Origin of the sequence: Maribacter aquivivus (genome assembly GCF_900142175.1) — a bacterium.
GTDB classification, from domain to species: domain Bacteria; phylum Bacteroidota; class Bacteroidia; order Flavobacteriales; family Flavobacteriaceae; genus Maribacter; species Maribacter aquivivus.
The window spans coordinates 835,412-851,464 of record NZ_FQZX01000002.1 but is presented as its reverse complement, the minus strand read 5'-3'; the positions used below and the strand labels follow the sequence as shown (position 1 = coordinate 851,464).

14 protein-coding genes are annotated in these 16,053 nt (G+C 34.4%); 2 read left to right on the top strand and 12 right to left on the bottom strand.

Annotation, left to right across the window (positions count from 1 at the left end; all coding sequences use genetic code 11):
- Positions 1–6: 6 nt before the first annotated feature.
- The 10 genes from BUC31_RS14310 to BUC31_RS14270 form a co-directional block, all read right to left on the bottom strand.
- Entirely contained in the window at positions 7–3,228 is a 3,222-nt protein-coding gene (locus BUC31_RS14310) for an efflux RND transporter permease subunit (protein ID WP_073245334.1), read from the bottom strand.
- A gap of 124 nt (positions 3,229–3,352) precedes the next feature.
- Positions 3,353–4,435 (bottom strand): efflux RND transporter periplasmic adaptor subunit, encoded by a 1,083-nt coding sequence (locus tag BUC31_RS14305; protein ID WP_073245332.1) that lies wholly within the window; start codon positions 4,433–4,435, stop codon positions 3,353–3,355.
- A gap of 32 nt (positions 4,436–4,467) precedes the next feature.
- Positions 4,468–5,772 (bottom strand): TolC family protein, encoded by a 1,305-nt coding sequence (locus BUC31_RS14300; RefSeq protein ID WP_073245328.1) that lies wholly within the window; start codon positions 5,770–5,772, stop codon positions 4,468–4,470.
- Between the two features lie 359 nt (positions 5,773–6,131).
- Positions 6,132–6,326: a DUF6132 family protein gene (locus tag BUC31_RS14295; protein WP_073245326.1), complete on the bottom strand. Its 195-nt coding sequence runs from the start codon at positions 6,324–6,326 to the stop codon at positions 6,132–6,134.
- Positions 6,326–6,466: a hypothetical protein gene (locus BUC31_RS20335; protein WP_170861966.1), complete on the bottom strand. Its 141-nt coding sequence runs from the start codon at positions 6,464–6,466 to the stop codon at positions 6,326–6,328. Before BUC31_RS20335 ends, BUC31_RS14295 begins: the two co-directional genes overlap by 1 nt.
- Before the next feature lie 52 nt (positions 6,467–6,518).
- Complete coding sequence (locus BUC31_RS14290; RefSeq protein WP_073245324.1) at positions 6,519–7,973, bottom strand: NAD(P)/FAD-dependent oxidoreductase; 1,455 nt, start codon at positions 7,971–7,973, stop codon at positions 6,519–6,521.
- A 341-nt stretch (positions 7,974–8,314) separates the two neighbouring features.
- Positions 8,315–8,614: a hypothetical protein gene (locus tag BUC31_RS14285; RefSeq protein WP_073245322.1), complete on the bottom strand. Its 300-nt coding sequence runs from the start codon at positions 8,612–8,614 to the stop codon at positions 8,315–8,317.
- A gap of 15 nt (positions 8,615–8,629) precedes the next feature.
- Positions 8,630–9,703 (bottom strand): cytochrome d ubiquinol oxidase subunit II, encoded by a 1,074-nt coding sequence (gene cydB / locus BUC31_RS14280; protein ID WP_073245320.1) that lies wholly within the window; start codon positions 9,701–9,703, stop codon positions 8,630–8,632.
- A 3-nt stretch (positions 9,704–9,706) separates the two neighbouring features.
- Positions 9,707–11,038, bottom strand: a complete 1,332-nt coding sequence (locus BUC31_RS14275; RefSeq protein WP_073245319.1) for a cytochrome ubiquinol oxidase subunit I — start codon at positions 11,036–11,038, stop codon at positions 9,707–9,709.
- Between the two features lie 243 nt (positions 11,039–11,281).
- The gene (locus tag BUC31_RS14270) at positions 11,282–11,761 is read right to left on the bottom strand and encodes a Dps family protein (RefSeq protein ID WP_027067560.1); all 480 of its coding nucleotides are present in this window, start codon (positions 11,759–11,761) and stop codon (positions 11,282–11,284) included.
- A 237-nt stretch (positions 11,762–11,998) separates the two neighbouring features.
- On the opposite strand from BUC31_RS14270, the gene BUC31_RS14265 reads away from it, so the two are divergent.
- Positions 11,999–12,376, top strand: coding sequence for a hypothetical protein (locus tag BUC31_RS14265; protein ID WP_073245317.1), 378 nt, complete (start codon positions 11,999–12,001; stop codon positions 12,374–12,376).
- Between the two features lie 81 nt (positions 12,377–12,457).
- A complete protein-coding gene (locus tag BUC31_RS14260) occupies positions 12,458–14,755 on the top strand; it encodes a TonB-dependent receptor (RefSeq protein WP_073245316.1) in 2,298 nt (765 codons plus the stop codon).
- Positions 14,756–14,792: 37 nt separating this feature from the next.
- Here BUC31_RS14260 and BUC31_RS14255 read toward each other — a convergent pair whose 3' ends face one another.
- Both BUC31_RS14255 and BUC31_RS14250 read right to left on the bottom strand, forming a co-directional pair.
- Positions 14,793–15,386 carry a class I SAM-dependent methyltransferase gene (locus BUC31_RS14255; RefSeq protein WP_073245313.1) on the bottom strand — a complete coding sequence of 198 codons (594 nt, stop codon included), beginning with the start codon at positions 15,384–15,386 and terminating at the stop codon, positions 14,793–14,795.
- A gap of 11 nt (positions 15,387–15,397) precedes the next feature.
- Positions 15,398–15,925 (bottom strand): DsrE family protein, encoded by a 528-nt coding sequence (locus BUC31_RS14250; protein ID WP_073245310.1) that lies wholly within the window; start codon positions 15,923–15,925, stop codon positions 15,398–15,400.
- Positions 15,926–16,053: the final 128 nt, after the last annotated feature.

Genomic DNA, 16,053 nt, shown 5'->3' with positions numbered 1-16,053 from the left:
AATTTTTTATTTGTTATTTTCTGTACTATCCATTTCAGGATAATTCTTCTTTTCTATCATATAATACACCAATGGTACCACCAATAAGGTTAGAACTGTAGATACAATAGTACCTCCCATCAATGAAATCGCAAGACCTTGAAAAATAGGATCAAATAAGATTACGAAAGCTCCAATAACTACGGTGCCTGCAGTAAGCAAAATTGGAGTAGTACGTACCGCACCAGCTTCAATAGCAGCTTGTTTTAAGGGTACACCTTCGGCTAAACGTAGATTAATGAAATCTATAAGTAGTACCGAATTTCGTACCATAATACCAGCAAGGGCAATCATACCAATAAAGGAAGTAGCGGTAAAAAATGCGCCCATAATCCAGTGACCTAAAATAATTCCAATTAATGATAATGGTATGGCTACCATCATTACAATAGGTGCTTTAAAGTTTTGGAACCATCCTACAATTAAAATATAAATTAAGATGATGGCTCCCATAAAGGCAATTCCTAAATCACGGAATACCTCAAGAGTAATTTGCCATTCACCATCCCATTTAACGGTATAGTCATCTTCAAACTCAGGTTGACCTAAGTACATTTCGGTAATTTGATATCCTTTAGGCAATGCTATTTCTTTAAGCTTTTCTTCCATACCCAAAATAGCATATGCGGGGCTCTCTAATTCTCCTGCCATATCTGCCATTACATATACCACGCGTTTTTGATTTTTGCGGTAAATACTCTTAGCACTTATGGTTTCTTTAATATCAACTAAATCTGCAATAGGTACCATATTACCCTGTTTAGAAGTAATCTTTAACTGTGAAATATCTGAAATTGTTGATTTCTCCTTTTCATCTAAAGCCAATAGTAAACCTACTTGGTTGCTAGCATTTTCATCGTATAAATTAGTTATGGCTCTATTGGATAATGCCATGTTCATGGTATAGGCAATTTGCTGTGGTGCCACACCATAAAGCATTGCTTTCTCTTTGTTGATTTCGAATTTATATTCAGTTTGGTCAGCTTCTACTAGCCAATCGATATCAACAACATCATCAGTATTTTTCAAGATATTTTTAACACTACTCGCAATTTTAATCTGTTCCTCATAATCAGGTCCATAAACTTCAGCTACAATTGTAGAAAGCACAGGAGGTCCTGGCGGAACTTCAACCAACTTAACATTGGCATTGTATTTAGCAGCTATTTTCTGTATATCTGGACGTAGTAAACTTGCAATATCATGACTTTGAGCAGAACGTTCGTCTTTATCAATAAGGTTTACTTGAATATCTGCCATATTACTACCACCACGTAAATCATAATGACGTACCAATCCGTTAAAGGTAATAGGGGCAGAGGTACCTACATAGTTTTGGTAATTAACAACCTCTGGTCTAGTAGATAAATATTGAGCAATTTCTTGAGCAACCACACCTGTGCGTTCAAGGGTGGTGCCTTCTGGCATATCAATAACCACTTGAAACTCATTTTTGTTATCAAAAGGCAACATTTTTACAGCTACAGATTTTGTGAAAAACAATACCATTGATCCCATTAGCATTAAAAAAGTCAGTCCTAAAAACAACCAACGTTTGCTTTTGTTTTCAATAAGAGGGCGTTCATATTTATTATAAATTCTGTAAATAAAAGTTTCCTCTAATGGCTTTTCTTTCTTTTCAACTTCACCTTTTTTATCTTTTTCTCTCAAGAATATATACCCTAAATAAGGCGTTATGGTCAAAGCCACGAAAAGAGATAAAATCATGGCTATTGATGCACCTATGGGCATTGGAGCCATATAAGGACCCATTAAGCCAGATACGAATGCCATTGGTAAAACTGAGGCGATTACGGTAAATGTGGCTAATATAGTAGGGTTACCAACTTCGTTTATAGCATAAAGTGCTGCCTGCTTAAACGGTAGCCGTTTCATTTTAAAATGCCGGTGCATATTCTCGGCAATAATAATAGAGTCATCTACCACAATACCTGTTACGAAAACTAAGGCAAATAATGTAATTCTGTTTAAGGTGTAGTCAAGCATATAATAACTCAACAATGTCAAAGCAAATGTAATGGGTACGGATAAAAATACGACCAAACCACCACGCCAGCCCATTGCTAACATAACCACTAATGTTACCGCAATTATAGACCCTATTAAGTGTAATAAAAGTTCGGACACTTTATGAGATGCCGTTTCTCCATAGTTTCTAGTGATTTCTACGTGAACATCATTAGGAATTAATGTGGCTCGTAAATGTTCAACTTTATCAATAACAATGTCTGCAATTTTCATTGCATCGGCACCTTTTCTTTTTGCTACCGAAATGGTAACCGCTGGGTATTCAGATTTGTAATCTGATACCTTATCGCTTGCTTGACCAAAACCTAACGACACATAACTTTGAGGAACTTCTGGTCCGTCTATAATGCTCGCAATTTGTTTTAAATAAATTGGCTGGTTCTGTTGTACACCAACCACAAGGTTTTCAACATCGGTAACAGAAGCCAAAAAATTACCGGTATTTACCAAAAACTCGGTATCATTCTTATCAAAACTACCAGAGCTCAATTGAGCATTGTTAGCCTTAATCATTTCAGAAACAGATAAGAAATCTAAGCCACTGGCGGCTAGTTTATCCTTATCTAAAACCACACGTAATTGACGATCTTGATTACCAATTTTATGGGTAGTAGCTACATCATTTACTTTTTTAATTTCGCTTTCTAGCTCCTGTGCCATTTGGCTCAACTGGTACCCGTCATAGTTTTCGCTCCATAAGGTAAGTCCAAGCATAGGCACGTCATCAATAGCACGGGTTTTTACCAATGGGAATGTTACGCCCTGCGGCATAATATCCATATGCTTATTAATTTCATTGTATAATTTTACGAAAGAACGCTCTATGTCTTCGCCCACGTAAAACTGAACAATGACCATACCCTGTTCTTTCATTGAAGTTGAATACACATATTCTACACCTTTGATATTAGAGATTAATTTCTCTAAAGGCTTAATAACACGAGATTCTACTTCAGCAGGACTCGCACCAGGGTAGCCTACAAATATGTCTGCCATTGGCACATCAATTTGTGGTTCTTCTTCCCTCGGAATCAAAAACGAACTGTACACCCCAATGACCATAAATACAATCATTAGTAGTACCGTTAACTTGCTGCCTATAAATAATTTGGCAATTTTACCAGCTAAACCTTCCTTCATTATTTCTATATTTTATTTGTGTGTTACCACCTGCCGGTTGGCAGGTGGTCAGGCTTTCCGCTCATACTCCTCGGCACAAAAAGTGCCTGTGGGGTAACCGCTTCAATCCCTAACCCAGACTCGTTTATTGATTGGAGATTTTTGCTCCGTTAAATAATTTTCCTTCTGCAGAAACTATATATTGTTCATCTGCAGATAGTCCTGATAATACTTCTACTTGATCACCAAAAGTTCTTCCCAATCTCAACCAACGTAATAAGGCAGTGTTGCTTTGACTCACGGTATAAATTCCAGATAATTGACCTTTCTTAACAATGGCTTGTACAGGTATCATTACGGCAGAACTTGTTGTTTTTCGTGCTCCAGGAAATTGTACGGTTGCGTACATACCAGATAAAATCTGAGCATCGGTTTTGTCTAATATAACCTTGACCAAATATTGACCTCCTGTATTTTTAGAAGAAGTACTCACTTCTGTTACCTTACCTTTTACATTCTCATTTAAAGCTTTTACCTGTACGGTAACCTCAGTGTCATTTTTAACAGCAAGAATTTCAGATTCCGGAACCATTGCCAAAACTTGATATTTACCTGGAGATTCTACTTCTAGCAAAGGCATACCTGGGTTTGCCATATCACCTGCACTAATGAATTTATTGGTGACCACACCATTAAAAGGAGCACGAATATTCGCATAACCCATTTGTGCATTTACACCGTTTCTCATTTGTTTAGCAGACTCTAAACGTGCCTTAGCCATGTTATAATTGGCTGTGATATCATCTAGTTCTTTCTGTGAAGCACTGTTTTCTTTAAATAAAGTTGAGAATCTATTAAAGTCCTTTTCGGCATTAGTAAAAGCAGCTTCAGCCTCAGTGATTCCTGCATTTACCTGTGCTAATTGAGCCGATACATCAGCATTATTAACACTCATTAGTAATTGACCTTTATTCACTTTATCACCAACATTTACATATATCTTATCTACATACCCCATCATACGGGTACTGATATTTGCACTTTTAGCGGCTTCAATTTTTCCACTTACGGTTAAAAACGGACTACTACTATCTTCAGAAACAGTTTTTACTTGAACGGCTATTGCTGGCGATTTATCAACTACAGCTTTTTTATCTTCGCTTCCACAACTAGAGATTAGGATTGTTGCTCCTAAAATTGCCGTGATTATATATTTTTTATTTTTCATCTTTATGCTTAGTATTAAGTAATGGATTTATGCTATTCTTTCGTTAGAAATTGTACATACGCCAAGGCGTAATTATGTTGAAAAATTGTTGCGTAATATTCTAATTGCTTTTGAGAGTATTGCGTTTCGGACATTAGCAAATCTGTAGTTTTTTCTAAACCTTGCTTGAATCTATTGGTGCGTATACGTAATGATTCTTCAGATTGTTCTAGTGCCAATTTTGTAAGTTTTAATTTGTTTTTAGCGTCTTCAAGACCTCTTTTTGCTTTGTTAAGTTCTAATTGGCTTTCAGATTTATACTGTTCTAATTGTAGTTTAGATTTGTCATATTCAGCCTTACTCTTTTGAGATTTTCCAAAACGCTTACTTCCTTCAAAAAGGTTCCATTTTAGTTCTGCGCCAAATAAATATCCTTGGGCTTGCCCTTGAAAAATTTCATCGTCATGTAACTCATAAGTACCAAAGGCATTTAATCTAGGTAAGAAAGCCATTTGGTCTGCCTTGTGCATTTGTCTATATGCTTCGGTAGCAGAATTCATGGCTAAAATATCTTTTCTGTTTTCAGATAAGTATACAACCGTTGCAGTCGCATCATTAGTGATAGCTAGTGAATCTGAAGGTTTTAAAATTTCATTTTCATCAGCATTCATTAAAACAGATAGGTAGTTGCTGGCATTTAGTATATTACTTTTTGCGTATTGAAGTTGATTCTCTATTTCTGTAACCCGCACTTCTACAGAAAGAACATCAGATTTTTGTAGGTAGCCTTGTTTGTAGCTATTGTCAGCTATACGCTTATTTTCTAAAGCTGTTTCTTGGGCTTTTTCTAAAAACTTCACCGTTTTATAGGCGAGTTGTAACTGCATATAGGCTTTTTCAACTTCAAGCGCTAAATAATCAACCGTACGACCAGACTGTAGTTCGGTAGCGGTCAATTTTGCCTTTGCCGCTTTGCGTTGGTAGATGCCATCGAAGTTTATTAATGGTTGTTGTACTTCTACACGAGTTGCAAAATCTTCGATTTGACGTGGGTCATTTAACAAATCTGGGTTAAAATCTGCGGCAGTCAAAATTTCCTGATTCAGTTTAGAGCCAAATGCCATCAGCGGGTTTGTGGTAGCAATTCCAGTATGCGATACACTAATATTGGGTAACAAAATGGCCTTGGTCTGATTATAATCACCCTTTGCAGACAACACATCTTGCTGTGCCATTTTTAACGTGTTATTGCGCTCCTTAACTTTAGCTAGAATTTCATCTTTTGTAATTGACTTAGTTTGCTGTGCAAGTCCAGAATAAAAGACGAATAACAATATCAATCCTAATTTATACTTCATCGTATTCATTTATTTAAGGCAAAATTAAGGTGGTAAAACGGGCTGCACAGTAACAAATGTTACCGATGAATTTAAAAAGGACTTGAGAACCAACTTAATGTTCATGTATGCCAATAATTACTAGTGAAACAAATATATAGGGGTATTCTAAAGGTGTAAATGACTACCATCAGGAAACCGTAGTTTTAATTGATATTTTTTTTATTCTTCTATGATAATTATCATTTAAAAATAAAAGGCATTCCCATTATAGAAATGCCATTTATGACCAACCATTAAATTGAAATAAAACAGCTTATATTTCTTACTTAGAATTAAACCAGTAGCTAATACCGGCTGAAAAACAAATGTATATTCTTTTATGTTTTAGGAGATTTAATAAAAATATTGAATAGTAGTCCGCCCATTAAACCGCCATATAGTGTACTGTTTATTGGTTTGGAAGTAATGGCACAAGTACCATTAAGGCAACCAATTTCTGCGTAATACAAATACCCTGCAATAGCACCGATCACCACACCAATTGTGGTTAGAAAAATCCCTTTTTTAGTCATTAATTATTTGCTTTTCTAGTACCGCCATGACCACCAGCCACTACTAACATTATTTTTATGCTTAACCAAATGAACTTAAAAAATTGAATTATTGGGTTCATCATATAAAAGCGTTTCGATTTTGATATTCTCTGTGTCATTTTTTTGGTCTTAAGTTTAATTAATTTAAAATTTAGAGTACCCTTCCTTAAGCTATTCAGGAATTAGCCACCAAAAAGGTTTCATTTTTGCTTTATAGATAAAGGCATAGTGTAAGGCTAGTTTTAACCAATGTCCGGCCAAGCCAATTTCACCAAAAGTTTTGCCTAATTGTCTACCTTGTGTTTCGGGATATTTGTGATAATCAGGTACAATAGGGTAGGTGGTAATACTAACGCCACTACCTTTTGTCATTCCATATCCTGCCGATGCAATACACGCAGCACCCATATTACCTAACGAACCTTTGTGGTGTAATTCTTTTTTTCCGTTCATAATATCAATAATATTATCTGCCACTAATTTTGCGGTAATACCAGAAGGCATTCCTGTTCTGGGTGGGGCTGGGGATATAGTTGTACCATTTTTGCTTACCCTAGGTTTTGAAATTGCATGAGGTGGAGCAAAAGCAATACCAGGTGCAAAAATATTTTTATAAGATGGATTCTGATACGTTTCAGGCCAATCTTGTACACTCCATTCTTCATATGGTTTAGGCGTATAATCAGCATCTACCAACATAAATCCTTTAAAGAGTTTTTCTGTAATATCTTCGTTATTTTTATCGAAAGCCTTAAATCCATGCCCTGAGAAAGCAGGTATTAGCATAGCAAAATCATATGTTTCAGTATGGTATTCACCATCTAGTGTTTCATAATGAGCTATACCGTCTTCTATTTTATTGACCCCTGCACCAATAATCCATTTTATACCACGGTCTTCAAAAACCATCTCTACCATTTCGCTAGATTTCATGATATTGTTGCCGTAACTAAGTAGCATGCCATCCATACCAAAATCACCTAATTGATGCTCATTGGCAATCCAAACAACTTCAGCTTTATCACGTACATTGTGTCGTCTCAGTTCTTGTTCAACATTTAAAATATATTCGAAAGCTGCGCCTTGGCATGTAGATTTTGCGTGACCAGTGCCAATAAGTATTTTTACTTTTTTACCTTGTTTCATTTCCTGAATCAAGTCGTTCAAAGCATGCCAGGCATGTTCGGCGTGGGTATATGTACAAACAGAATATGTTTTATTAGTTCCCGGATTTAAACCTTCAGTCATGTCAAAAGCTAATTTGGGACCAGTAGCGTTTATCAAATAATCATAGGTTACTTTTTCGGTTTGTCCTTTTTTCTCATCGTTTACATATTCAATTTTTACAAAAGGCTGTGTTACTTCGGCATCACCTTCTGGGTGAAACGTAGTTACTTTCGCTTGTTTATAACCAATACTTTTTTTCTTGTATAACGGAGCTAATGGAAATAGTATTTCTTTAGACTTCATTCTACCGATACCAACCCAAATGTTTGAGGGTATCCATTGGTAATTGCTGTTTGGCGAAACGACTAATACTTCATGTTCTTTCGATAATTTTCGACGTAGATGAGCTGCTGCAACATGACCAGAGATTCCTGCACCTAAGATGACTATTTTTGACATTATTATAATCTTTTAAGTTTATACTAAGGTCTCTTTAATCTTAAAGCTATACAGTAACCTTTGTTACATAAACAGATTTAATTCATCTCGTAATAATCGAATATTAAAAACAGTTACAGATGGTTAGTATAACTTTGGTATAGGCTATTGACTATTATCATATTTCTATTTTAATAGGATCCTTAATTTTGAAAAATCTGATTAAAATAGGTTAGAAATGAGAGGAAGTTCAAATACGTTAATTTATATCATAGCTGGTGTTATTGTTCTTCATTTTGTAGTAGGCTTCATTTGGCTGATATATAAAATGAATAAGAAGAAAGATAACTAGGGTTTTTCGTTTATGATTTATTGAACTTATTATATATCATTTTTGCTAAAACAAGACCTAGTGCTCCCCCTACAGCCGATACTACTAAATTGATTATTAGACGAAAGCTATCAAAATCACCATCGTTCATTATTGACCATGGATTAAAACCCAATCTACCAAAAGTCTTTATGAATAAGATACTTCCAAAAACCCCAACAATTGTATTACCAATAACACCAAACGAGTATTTCTGAATTAGAAAGCCTGTAGCATTTGCGGCAATAATTCCTATAAGAATACTGATTAATGAAATTAGAGTGCCAGTCATAGTCTTTTCTTTAATCTAATGACCATAATCCATATGATCTATTTTTCCTCCCATTAATCTTTTTTGAACTATGAAATAGATAATTAATAGTATGAACCCAATAAAACCCCAAGTTAAAGCTACAGATAAGCCATAATTAGATGCTGCTGTATTATATATGGTTAAAGGCTCGTTCACTGAATTTACTGAAGGTAAAATTATTGGGAACATAGATGCCAAGGATGAAGTAATTCCGCCTAGTATCAGTAAAGTTGAGAGTGCAAAACCATGGATTTCTTTCTTTAACTTTTTAATGAAAAATAAGCCAATAAGCCCGGTTAGATATATAAGTGGAAAAATCATGAGATATGGTTTTTCCATAAAATTATCTAACGAATTAGGATTAACTACTTGCCATACTACTAAAGAAAAAATGGTTAGTGCTGCAAGCGCAATATTAAGTTTAAAGATTATATTTTTAAGATTACCGTTTATGGATGAATTGGTTTTTAAAATTATCCAATTTGCACCATGAATAGCCAAGGTGACTACAGAAATTAAACCGATAATGATTGTGAACCAATCTATGATTCCTGGATGATCTGATAAAGGGCTAAAACTATTGTTCCATAAAGGCAAGAAAAAATAATGCCCTTCGTATACGGATACTCCATCTTCAACTCCGCCTAAATTTACTCCTCTAACAACGTTACCTAAGGCAATTCCAAAAAATAAGGCTAACAATAAACTAGAAACTCCAAAAGATTTATCCCAAATATCTTTCCACATTTGAAATCGGAATTGACCTCTAAACTCCAAACCTATAGCTCTAAAAATAATTAACCATAAAACAATTATTAATGGTAAGTAAAAGCCACTAAATACGGAAGCATAAAAAGTAGGGAAAGCCATAAATAATAGACCACCAGCGGCAACTAACCAAACCTCATTAGAATCCCAAAACAAACCCGCAGATTTTGCAATGACTTCTTTATCTTTTTCCGTTTTTGCAAAAAATAAATGAATGATTCCTGTGCCAAAATCATACCCATCTAAAATGAAAAATACCGCTAAAACTATAGCAATTGCTATGAACCAAAATGTTTCCATAATTTAATGTGTTTGATGTTTAGGACCTTGATTAATTGTTTTACCCACTAAGACTAAGAACAAAAGTCCTAATAGCATATACAAGGCTACAAAACCAAGTAAAGTAAATAAGGTGTTACCTGATGAAACTGTAGGAGACACCCCTTCAGTTGTTCTTAATAAGCCATAAACCAAATAGGGTTGTCTACCTAGTTCTGCCGTATACCAACCTGTAAGATTAGCTATGTAAGGAAATGGAACCAAAAACATGATAGACCAAAGTAATGCTTTTGATGTGTATAGTTTTTTACGCCATAGTAAAAAAGCAGCCAGCGCCATTATAGCCATAAATACGGTGCCTAAACCAACCATTATATGATAAGAATAGTACAAAGCAGGAATGTTATCTGGTAATTCTTCTTCTTTAAATTTATCCATACCCACTATTTGCTTTTCCCATTCCTGGTAGGTTAAGAAGCTTAGTACATTGGGTACAGCAATTTTATTATCTAATTTTTTCTCTACCATATTGGGCTGTCCTATGAGAACAATTTCTGCCCCGGCATGTTCAGTTTCAAAAATACCTTCCATAGCTGCGAAAGCTGCTGGCTGGTATTTTGCGACATTTTTCGCATTCCAATCGCCGGTAGGGAAAGCCACCAAGATGCTAGATACCAAACCAAATATGACTCCAGTTTTTAAGAATAGTTTTCCGTGTTCAATTTGTTTGTTTCTTAGTATGTAAAAAGCTCCAATGCTAGCTACCACAAAGGAAGAGGTGACCACAGAAGCCAATTGATTATGTAAAAAGGCGGGTAGAAGCCAAGGGTTACCAAATAGAGCGGAGAAATTTTCGAGAACAAACTTACCATTGTCCAATATTTCATATCCTACGGGATGTTGCATCCATGCATTGGTAGCCAAAATAAACCAGCCACTTGCCCAAGAACCTAAGAATACCAGAAAACCTGTTAAGAGGTGTAGTTTCTGTCCCATTAACTTTTCACCAAAAATAAACAGCGCTAAGAAAGAAGATTCTAAGAAGAAAGAAAAGAGACCTTCCATTGCTAGGGTCTGTCCAATTATACCTCCTGTTAGTTCAGAGAATTTTGCCCAGTTGGTGCCAAATTGAAATTCCATAGGAATACCTGTGACAACGCCCATGGTAAAATTGATGGCAAAAATTTTCATAAAAAATTTAGCGGCATCATTATATTTTTCAATTTTATTTCTGAGGTATTTCCATTTTAAATAGACGATTATTAATGACAGGCCCATGGTCAATTGAGGAAATATATAGTGGAAAGTAATAGTAAATGCAAATTGCAGTCTATCGTAAAAAATCATGTCTTCCATATGCTATATTATTTACAATATTTAGTATGATAACAAAAGTAAAGAACGTGTGATTTTTAAAGGTAACCTATGTTACATATTTGAAAAACTTTAAATAAAAATACCATTTAGACAAGATAACTTTGTGAGTTTATATTTATATGAGAAAATTGAACAAATTTTTAGTTCGATTTTTCTAAACATAAAAATCCCTAAAATTTGAAGAGTCAAATTTTAGGGATTTTAATACTGCTACTTTAGGTACTAGTCTTTATATGCAGAAAGCATCCAAACTAATTTTTCTTGCTGTGTAATATAGTCGCTCATTAATGAAACTGTTCCTTCATCTTCAGCCTCAGCAGCGATTTTAAGTGTAGCCCTTTCTTTTTTTAATAAGATACTTAAGCTTTCTAATATATTATCAACAGCCTTATCGCCGTCAACAACATTTTCTATAGCCTTAATCTCAGAGCTTTCTATATACTTGGCAAAAGTATGAATTGGTGTATTGCTTAAAGTAAGTACACGTTCTGCAATTTCATCTACTTTAATTAAAGCGTCATTATACAATTCTTCAAATTTCATATGAAGTTCAAAAAATTTTCTTCCTTTAATATTCCAATGAAAACCTCTTAGATTCATATAAAACATTTGGTAGTTAGATAGCACATCATTTAAATGAGTTGCGATATCGTTAGTGCTGTTTTTGTCTAATCCGATGTTTGATAAATTTGTATTTGTCATGACTTCTGTATTTTAAACTGTATGATTAATAATAGGTTAAAGTTATAGATTAATTAATATTTGATAAATTTATTCTATAGTCGTAACGTATTTAGTAACCTTAGTTACATAGAAGTTTTTTTAACATAGTTTAACAATTGTCTTGGCTCAAAAAATCTCAGGGAATGCGAAGTACATTATTTCATTTATGTGACTAATGTCACATTTTAAATCAATAAGGGCGTTTAATTTTGCAGCATGAAGTTGTCAAGCTTTTCTATATCAATACTGTTTACATTCATTTCATTGGCAAGTTGTTTTAAGACTGCTAGTGTAATGAGTTATTATGCTGTGTTTACAGATGATTTTGTTGAGCGCTTTTGTGAGAATAAAGAACGACCAGAATTAAAATGTGATGGTAAATGTGCTTTATCGCAAATGTTATCTCAGAAAGCTGATAATGAAAAAACTCCAATTAATTTAGACTTGCTTAAAAACGAAATAGTATTGTTTATTGGATCATTGACTACATATGAGTTTGTGCAACAATCTAGAAAAGTGGTGCATAATGTACTGTATCGTGTTATTTACGATTTTCATTTCTTTGAACGTATCAAACATCCTCCCAAAATTTAAATTTTTTATCTACATCTAATGTGTCTAACGCCTAATTAATAGGAAGTTGGATAGTATTTCAATTAATTAAAAATTTAAATAATGAACCTAAAATATCTTTGGGTACTAGCGGTATTATTATCGACACCCTTACTATACGCACAAAATTTATCGGGAAAAATCATCTCTGAAATTGACCAACAACCACTTGATGGTGCTCACATTTTGACTAATAATGGATTAGCAACATATACCAATTTTGATGGTGATTTTGTTTTAAAAAATGTTGAAGAAAATGTGATATTGACCATATCTTATGTTGGGTATAAAACCATACAACAACAAGTACTTGACATTAATACCCCAATAGTAATCACCTTACAAGAAGCGCCTATTGCCATAAATGGAGTTTTAGTGACAGGAAATATGAAAATTGACCCAGTACTTACCTTAGAGACCAATGATTATGTCAAGAAAATAGTTCAGCCCAGAAACGTGGCTGATTTATTCAATGATGTTAATGGTTTTTCATTGATTAAAAGAGGGAATTATGCAATTGATCCTAGTTTTAGAGCAACGCAATATGAGCAGTTAAATGTGCAGTTTGATGGTGGTACAAAAGCCATGAGTGCTTGCCCCAATCGTATGGATCCCATTACTACCCATGTGATACCAGAAGAAATAGAAAAAATTGAAATTATAAAAGGACCATACTCTGTTAGATATGGTGCTACTTTTGGTGGTATCGTTAATATGGTAACCCAAAAACCAACTGTAGAAGATTATGGTCTTCATGGTAGTGTAAGTGGTGGTTATGAAAGTAACGGTAATTCCATGGTTTCTATGGCAAGGTTGCAACAGGCAACTGAAAAATATGATGTAGCAGGTAATATTGGTTTTCGTGATTTTGGTAATTATGAAGATGGTGACGGTACAGAAATTCCGTCTTCTTTTAGAAGCTTGGATTATGGCATAAAAGCGGGTGTTAATTTTACTGAAAATCAAAGACTACAAGCACATTGGCGACAGTCATTCGGGCGCGATGTTTTACATGCTGGTCTTCCTATGGATACTGAGGAGGATAATAGTAGTATTCTCTCTTTAGATTATAAATTAGGCAGTATGCCAGGTTTTGTAGAAAGCATAGATTCTAAAATCTATTATAGTTATGTTGATCATGTAATGACCAATTATAATAGGCCAACTTTTATGATGACATCTGCAATTTCTGCAATTGATGCTACAACGGCAGGTGGTAAAGTAGAGTTAAAATTAAAACCAACAGACAATCTTGCCCTATTTACAGGTGTTGATGTTTTGCATATTGCTAGAGATGGCAATAGAACACGTCTAGTAAAAAGCAATACTATGGGAGTTTTAGAAACACCCTTGACATTTGAAGATAAGATATGGCAAGATTCCTATATAAATGATATTGGTTTATTTGCAGAAGGTAAATACCCCATAACAGAAAAAACCATGTTAACTGCAGGTGTACGTTATGATAATGTTACTTCTGAATCTAAAGATCCAGAAGCTGATTTTGCTGCTTTATATACTAATCTAGATAGAAGAACCGAATATAATTTTAGTGGCACAGCCTCAATTAAATATGTGTATTCTCCACAATTTATTATGGAAGTGGCGTATGGTCGTGGTGTTAGATCAGCAAATATGATTGAACGTTTTATTAATCATTTTAGCGTGGGTCAAGACTCGTATGAATATGTTGGTAATCCTAATTTAGAGGCAGAAGTAAATAATCAGTTTGAGGTAGGTTTTAAAGTAAAAATGCCTATTTCAGAAAACACTTCAGATATGTTTAGTTATAGTACATCTTTCTATTACTCACTTTACGAAAATTATATAGTCGCTATCATAGATGAAACACAGACCAGAAAATTCATGCCAATGAATGAACCCTCTAATGCAAAAGTTTTTAGAAATTTAGATGATGCGTACAAGACAGGTTTTGAAATTATGGCAGGTGTAGACTTTTGTAATCATTTCAATTTCACCACTGAACTTGCTTATGTATATGCGAAGAATAATGACTTAAATGAGTCATTACCTCTGGTACCACCTTTAGTTACAAGGTTTAAATTAGGCTTTGAAAAAGAAAAGTTTTGGGTGAATGCAGAATATAGGCTGACTGCCGAGCAAGATAATATTGCGTATTCTTTTGGAGAGCAGGTTACACCAGGGTATGAAATAATGGATTTACGTTTAGGTGTAATACCAATGAAGAATCTAACCTTAGGTGTTGCGGCATTAAATGTTTTTGATAAAACGTATAGTAATCACCTCAATTTTGCATTTAATAATCAGGCTGAATTTGGAACGGAACCCATCAATGATCCAGGAAGAAATCTATCGGTTTTTGTTCAATATGAATTTTAATAGATGAATATAAAAAGGGACCAAATGTGGTCCCTTTTTATATTTTAGTACCGGTAAAATCAATAACCGAAGCATCGCCAATATGGTAAAGTCCTTCGTTCAATTCTATTTCCTTTTCTTCTAAAATTTCAAAATTTATTCCAATAAACTCATCTTCAATTTCATTAATATTATAGAGCATGTCTATATTTTTTGGTCCGCCAGAAGGTTTTCCAAGTTGATTTTTAGAGAATGCCTCAAAAATGATATGTCCGTTTGGTTTTAATGATTTTAAAAGATGTTGGTTTGCTTTCTTTCTAATAGCTGCAGGAAAATGCGCATAACAGAAGGCGATTACATCAAACTTTTTAGTAGCATTAAATTTAAGGGCATCAATTATTTGATAATCCAAGTTCAAATTATAAGTAGCAGCTAGTTTTTTAGCTTTAACCATTGCAGATTCACTAAAGTCGAAAGCCAATACTTCCCAACCTTTAGATAGTGCATAGACGGCATTTCTACCTTCACCTTCGGCAGGCAGTAAAATAGAACCTACGTTTAATTTATCTAATTGTTGTTTAAAGAATTCATTTGGTGAGCTCCCATAAGCATAACTTTCTTCGTCATAACGCTCATTCCAAAAATCTTTCATGTGGTAATTATTTATGGCATAAAAATATACCCGTCCATTTGGTAATTGGCAAGAACCATCATTGCAGAAAGCCCTAATTCTGTATTCGGGTTTAAATCTGCAGCGGTAATATCTCTAGCAGCGGTAGCTTGTGCGCAAACATAGAATTCTACCCCGTAATCTTTTAATAATTTTATTACGGCTTCATTTGGATTTTCCTTTTCGTATTTAGCCTTGTATTTAGCCTCGTTTAAGGCAGTGAATGTAGCACCACCATGTACAGCAGCGATGATATTTACTTTATCGGCAGAAACACCACCGGCACCTAACATATTTATCATTCTGGCAATTTTAAAATAACCTACATTAATACCATCTAGCTCACGTTCATCTTTAAGGTCAAATACAAGATTATATTCTTTACTAGGGTCTGCCTGAACGGCAACATCCTTAAATTCTTTTATTTTTCCATAACCATCAATAACGGGCGTGGTCCATTCTTGGGCGGTGATCATTTGTGTTCCCATAAGTACTATTGCAATTAGAAGTGCTCTTTTCATGTGTTCGTTAAATTAGAATTGATTGTAAAGTAAGGTTTGAATTAATGTGTTGTTTACTACTAATGTCTGTAATTTTTAAGAGGAATGAAAGTAAGTTAAAGTATTTAACGCTAGTGTAACTATGGTTA

Bases quoted from the DNA above. Each gene is read 5' to 3' on its own strand.
- BUC31_RS14310 (WP_073245334.1), bottom strand. From the start codon at position 3,228: ATGAAGGAAGGTTTAGCTGGTAAAATTGCCAAATTATTTATAGGCAGC.
- BUC31_RS14305 (WP_073245332.1), bottom strand. From the start codon at position 4,435: ATGAAAAATAAAAAATATATAATCACGGCAATTTTAGGAGCAACAATC.
- BUC31_RS14300 (WP_073245328.1), bottom strand. From the start codon at position 5,772: ATGAAGTATAAATTAGGATTGATATTGTTATTCGTCTTTTATTCTGGA.
- BUC31_RS14295 (WP_073245326.1), bottom strand. From the start codon at position 6,326: ATGACTAAAAAAGGGATTTTTCTAACCACAATTGGTGTGGTGATCGGT.
- BUC31_RS20335 (WP_170861966.1), bottom strand. From the start codon at position 6,466: ATGACACAGAGAATATCAAAATCGAAACGCTTTTATATGATGAACCCA.
- BUC31_RS14290 (WP_073245324.1), bottom strand. From the start codon at position 7,973: ATGTCAAAAATAGTCATCTTAGGTGCAGGAATCTCTGGTCATGTTGCA.
- BUC31_RS14285 (WP_073245322.1), bottom strand. From the start codon at position 8,614: ATGACTGGCACTCTAATTTCATTAATCAGTATTCTTATAGGAATTATT.
- cydB (WP_073245320.1), bottom strand. From the start codon at position 9,703: ATGGAAACATTTTGGTTCATAGCAATTGCTATAGTTTTAGCGGTATTT.
- BUC31_RS14275 (WP_073245319.1), bottom strand. From the start codon at position 11,038: ATGGAAGACATGATTTTTTACGATAGACTGCAATTTGCATTTACTATT.
- BUC31_RS14270 (WP_027067560.1), bottom strand. From the start codon at position 11,761: ATGACAAATACAAATTTATCAAACATCGGATTAGACAAAAACAGCACT.
- BUC31_RS14265 (WP_073245317.1), top strand. From the start codon at position 11,999: ATGAAGTTGTCAAGCTTTTCTATATCAATACTGTTTACATTCATTTCA.
- BUC31_RS14260 (WP_073245316.1), top strand. From the start codon at position 12,458: ATGAACCTAAAATATCTTTGGGTACTAGCGGTATTATTATCGACACCC.
- BUC31_RS14255 (WP_073245313.1), bottom strand. From the start codon at position 15,386: ATGAAAGATTTTTGGAATGAGCGTTATGACGAAGAAAGTTATGCTTAT.
- BUC31_RS14250 (WP_073245310.1), bottom strand. From the start codon at position 15,925: ATGAAAAGAGCACTTCTAATTGCAATAGTACTTATGGGAACACAAATG.